Annotated in this window: 4 protein-coding genes; 1 reads left to right on the top strand and 3 read right to left on the bottom strand. The window is 68.7% G+C overall.

The annotated features are described in order from the left end of the window. The 3 genes from U9980_RS21245 to fdhD form a co-directional block, all read right to left on the bottom strand. The coding region (locus U9980_RS21245) for a glycosyltransferase (protein WP_322769534.1) at positions 1-1,218 on the bottom strand (1,218 nt) is incomplete at its 3' end. Positions 1,219-1,291: 73 nt separating this feature from the next. Continuing rightward, the gene (locus U9980_RS21240; protein WP_322769533.1) at positions 1,292-3,652 is read right to left on the bottom strand and encodes an FdhF/YdeP family oxidoreductase; all 2,361 of its coding nucleotides are present in this window, start codon (positions 3,650-3,652) and stop codon (positions 1,292-1,294) included. A gap of 16 nt (positions 3,653-3,668) precedes the next feature. Next, entirely contained in the window at positions 3,669-4,592 is a 924-nt protein-coding gene (gene fdhD / locus U9980_RS21235; RefSeq protein ID WP_322769532.1) for a formate dehydrogenase accessory sulfurtransferase FdhD, read from the bottom strand. Between the two features lie 298 nt (positions 4,593-4,890). Here fdhD and U9980_RS21230 point away from each other — a divergent pair. Continuing rightward, a partial coding sequence (locus tag U9980_RS21230; RefSeq protein WP_322769531.1) for a VOC family protein occupies positions 4,891-5,351 on the top strand: 461 nt, incomplete at its 3' end.

Below are 5,351 nucleotides of genomic sequence, written 5' to 3'. Positions count from 1 at the left end.
GGAGTCCGACGCCGAGTAGGCGCGCCCCTTCCACGCGGCGCCGTGGCCACGGCGGTGTGCCCGCGCCGAGTCCAGTGTCATGAGCACGTAGAGGACCGCCACCGCGGGGAGAGTCAGGACGACGGGCAGCGGCTGGCGGTAGTAACGGACCATCGGGAGGTAGGTGATGGTCATCACCACCCAGGCGCTGATCCCGGCCACAGCGGCAACGGCCGCGGCGCCGCCACCGGCACCGGCGGCGAGACCCGCCAGGCCGGCCACCGCGGCGAGCGGCGGGATGAGGTAGGCGAAGATCAGTCCGACAACGGTACCGACGAGCAGCGCCGGGGAATGCCGGAGCTGGGTGTACGCGCTGCGGGCGACCATCTTCCACAGGTCTGCCAGCTGCGGGTAGGGCCGGACGCTGCGCACGCCGCGCGGCCCGCGGTCGGCGAGGCCCAACCAGGTCCGGCCACCGGTCCGCTTGACCGCGCTGGCCAGGGAACAGTCGTCGATGACCGCGCCGGAGATGGCGGCCAGCCCCCCGGCACGTTCCAGCGCGGCCCGGCGCAGGAGTACACAGCCCCCGGCCGCGGCCGACGTCCTCGCGTCGGGCCGGTTGGCCCGGCGGAACGGATAGAGCTGGGCGAAGAAGTAGACGAAGGCCGGGATGATGATCCTCTCCCAGCGGTTCTGAGTGCGTAGCACGGCCATCAGCGACGTGAGGTCGAGACCGCGGCTGGTTGCGTGGCTCACCAGCCGGGTGACCGAATCCGGGCCGTGGGCGATGTCAGCGTCGGTGAACAGCAGCCAGTCCACATCCGGTGGCACGGTGCGCATGCCCTGTTCCAGCGCCCACACCTTGCCGACCCAGCCGGCCGGCCGTGGCTGGCTGGTGATGACCGTCAACGGCACCTGTGCATCGGGATGCCGGCCCAGCGCACGGGCAACGTCACCGGTTCCGTCGTCGCTGGCGTCGTCGACCAGCACGACCCGCAGCGAACCGGGGTAATGCTGGCCGAGCAGCGACGGCAGACTGTGCGGCAACATCTCAGCCTCGTCCCGAGCGGGGACGATCACGGTGACCGCGGGCCAGCCGCCGGGCGGCTCGGCTCCGCCCCGCGCCAAGGCATCATCGGGATCAAGCCGGGTGTCGGTGCACCAGAACATTCCGTGGCCGCCCAGTAGCACCAACCACACCAACAGGGAACAAAACGCACAAGCCGCCAGTGTTATCACGTCCGTCAGCCTCGCAGATCGCGCCGGCTCCAACTGTCAGCAGCGCCGGACTGAGACAACAACAGCCTTCCGTTCACCCGGATGAATCAGAAATTTCCACCTGATGTAACAGATTTGAGAATCGTCCCCGCCGGGCGGCTACGACTGGTTCCAGACGGATTACGATCGACTTGGACGTAGGAGTATTACTGACCGCCGCGGTACTGTCCAGCGGCACAAGGACGTTGGTCTCCGGGAAATAGGCGGCGGCACAGCCGGCCGCGGTCGGATACGCCACCACCCGAAAGTCCGCCGCGCGCCGGAGGACGCCGTCCTTCCACACGCTGACCAGATCGACCTGATCGCCGTCGGCGATGGTCAGGGCGGCGAGATCGTCGGGGTTGACGAACACGACCCGGCGGCCCTGACGGACGCCGCGGTAACGGTCGTCCAGCCCGTAGATCGTGGTGTTGAACTGGTCGTGCGAACGGACCGTCTGCAACAGCAGATGCCCGGGTGGAACCCGCAGCACGTCCAGGGTGTTGACGGTGAGCCGGGCCCGCCCGGTCTCGGTCGGGAAGGTGCGGGAGTCCCGCGGCGGGTGCGCGAGGACGAACCCACCGGGCCGCGCGACCTTCACCTCGAATTCCTCACAGCCGGGGACGACCCGGCCGATATGTCCGCGGACGCGACCGTAGTCGGCGGTGAGCCCCTCCCAGTCGACGGCGACACGGTCGCCCAGCGTCGCCCGGGCCAATCCGCAGACGATCGCCACCTCCGAACGCAGCGCGACCGAGGCGGGCGCGAGATTCCCTCGGGAGGCGTGCACCGCGCTCATCGAGTCCTCGACCGTGACGAACTGCGGCCCGCCGGCCTGCACGTCGATCTCGGTACGGCCGAGCGTGGGCAGGATCAACGCCCGCCGGCCGGTGACGGTATGCGATCGGTTCAGTTTGGTCGACACCTGGACGCTCAGTCGCAGCCGCCGGATCGCGGCCTCGGTGACCTCGGAATCAGGGGTGGCCGCGACGAAGTTCCCGCCGAGTGCGGTGAACACCTTCACCCTGCCGTCGCGCATCGCCCGCACCGTGTCGACCACGTCGAGCCCGTGTTCGCGCGGCGGATCGAAACCGAACTCGGCCGCCAGCCGGTCGAGAAAGAGCGCCGGCGGCTTCTCCCAGATGCCCATGGTCCGGTCGCCCTGGACGTTGCTGTGCCCGCGCACCGGACATACCCCGGCACCGGGACGACCGATGTTGCCGCGCAGCAGCAGGAAGTTGACGACCTCTCGGATCGTGGGCACCGAGTCACGGTGCTGGGTGAGCCCCATCGCCCAACAGACGATGATCCGTTGTGCGGCCAGCACCCGCTGCACGACCTGGTCGATCTCCGTGTCGGCCAGGCCCGTGGCGGCCCGAACATCATCGGCGGACAGCGTCCGCAGCTGCGCGGCCAGCTCGGCGAAGCCGTCGGTATGGGTGTCGATGAACGCCCGGTCGAGTACCTGCCCCGGCCGCGCGTCCTCGGCGGCCAGCAGGCGTGCGTTGATCGCCTGGAACAGGGCCAGGTCACCGCCGAGGCGGATCTTCAGGAACTGGTCGGCCAGCACCGTGCCAGACCCGATGACGCCACTGGGATGCTGCGGGTTACGGAACCGCAGCAGACCCGCCTCGGGCAGCGGGTTGATCGCGATGATGCTCGTTCCCGCGCGCTTGGCCGCCTCCAGCGCGGTGAGCATCCGCGGATGGTTCGTGCCCGGATTCTGCCCCACAATGAAGATCAGGTCAGCTTTGGCGAGATCGTCGAGGCTTACGCTGCCCTTGCCCACGCCGATCGTTTCGGTCAGCGCGGACCCGGACGACTCGTGGCACATGTTCGAGCAGTCCGGCAGGTTGTTCGTGCCAAAGGCCCGCACGAACAACTGATAGACGAAGGCTGCCTCATTGCTGGCCCGCCCGGACGTGTAGAAGGCCGCCTCGTCCGGGCTGTCGAGCGCCTGCAGTTCCTCGGCGACAATCGCGAACGCATCATCCCAACCCACCGGGACGTAGTGCTCCGCCCCGGCCGCCTTGTACATCGGCTCGGTGAGGCGGCCCTGCTGACCCAGCCAGTAACCGCTGCGGGCGGCAAGGTCACCAATGGGGTACTCGGCGAAGAACGCGGGGGTGATCCGACGAAGGGTCGCCTCCTCGGCGACGGCCTTGGCGCCGTTCTCGCAGAACTCGGCCCTTCTGCGCTCGGCCGGGTCGCCTTCGGGCCAGGCACACCCGGGACAGTCGAAACCGTCGACCTGGTTCAGCGCGAGCAGCGAGCGGACTCCGCGGCGGACACCCAGCTGGTCACGGACATGCGCCATCGCGTGCAGCACACCGGGAATACCGGCCGCGGACGACGCGGGGGAACCGACCCTGATCCCGCTCTCGCCGCTGTCCTCCCGTGGAGCATGACGTGGCATCGTTGGAATCCTCTCATCATGAACCGCTGTTCACCAGTGCGTCGGCAATGCGGTGCGCACCGGTGTAGACGTTCATCGAGCCGCCGCGGACGAACCCGACCAGCGTCATCCCGGCCTCCTGGGCCAGGTCCGCCGCGAGCGATGACGGCGCGGACACCGCGACCAGCGCGGGAATCCCGGCCAACAGCGCCTTCTGGGTCAGCTCGAACGACGCGCGGCCGCTGACCACCAGGACCCGTTCGCGCAAGGGCAGCTGCCCTTCACGCGCCGCCCAGCCGACGACCTTGTCGACCGCGTTGTGGCGGCCGACGTCCTCCCGGACCACCAGCAGGTTCCCGTCGGCGTCCGCGATCGCGGCGGCGTGCAACCCACCGGTGGTGGCAAAGACCTTCTGCGCCAGGCGAAGCCGGTCGGGAAGCGCGAGCACCACATCCGGGCGCAGCACCAGCGGGTCGGCGTCCACCTCGTACCGGCTGCGCAGCCGGACCCCGTCGATGCTGGTCTTCCCGCACAGTCCGCAGGAGCTGCTGGTGTAGAAGGCGCGCTCGATGCTGACATCCGGCCTGGGAACGCTCGGGGCGAGGGTGATGTCGACAACGTTGTAGGTCTGGACTTCGTTGTAGGTCTGGACATCCTGGTCCTGACGGTCGGCAGCGCCGCCGACGGCACTGGCGGCACTGGCGGCACTGGCGGCACTGGCGGCACTGGCGCAGTAACGAATAGCCGTGACGTCCGACCCGCTGCCGATGATCCCCTCGCCGGCCAGGAAACCCAGAACAAGATCGATATCATGCCCGGGCGTACGCATGGTCACGGTCAGCGGCTTACCGCCGACCCGCAGCTCCAGCGGTTCCTCACCGGCCAGGCTGTCGGGCCGCGCCGCGCGCTCGCCGTCGACGGAAATCCGCAAAACCCGTCTGCGTGCTGTCACCCGTCCCACCCCGCCCACACTGCCCTACCCCCGCGGCGTTTGCCAGTGACCGCCACATGGTGACGGTAGGTAGCTTCCGTCGGGATAGCGACCGTTTCCACCTACCGTCACCGGGTGGCGGTCGAACCCGGTAGGCGATTTTCGTCGTGATAGCAGCCTTCTCTACCTACTCCTCCGGCCACGAAGGTTCGGACACCGCACGACCCGGATCGCCACCTTCGACTCGAGGTACCGTGAAGATAGTTGAAGGCTCAACAGAACCGAGCCGGCGCCACGTGGCCGGCACCGAAGGCCGCAGGGAGAAGTCATGGGCATCCACCGCCTCAACCACGTCGTCCTCTATGTACGCGACGTCGCACGCACGGCCGCCTTCTACACCGACATCCTCGACTTCCAGACCGTGGTGTCGGTACCGGGCCAGGCCGCGTTCCTGCGCGCGCCGGACTCCACCAACGACCACGACATCGGCATGTTCCAGATCGGCGCAGCCGCCGGTGCCTCACAGGCGGGGCGTTCGACCGTCGGCATGTACCACATCGCGTGGGAGGTCGGCACCCTCACCGAGCTTGAGACGACCGCGCGCCGGCTCACCGAGGCCGGGGCTCTGGTCGGCGCGTCCGACCACGGCACGACCAAGAGCCTGTACGCACACGACCCGGACGGTCTGGAGTTCGAGGTCGTCTGGCTGATCCCCGCGCACCTGCTCGACGACGCCGCGCTCGCGGCCAAAACCAGCATCCGGCCGCTTGACATCGCCAAGGAGAAGGC

Source organism: Protofrankia sp. Cr1 (assembly GCF_963555865.1).
Lineage (GTDB): Bacteria > Actinomycetota > Actinomycetes > Frankiales > Frankiaceae > Protofrankia.
This window is presented reverse-complemented; position numbering and strand designations above follow the sequence as displayed.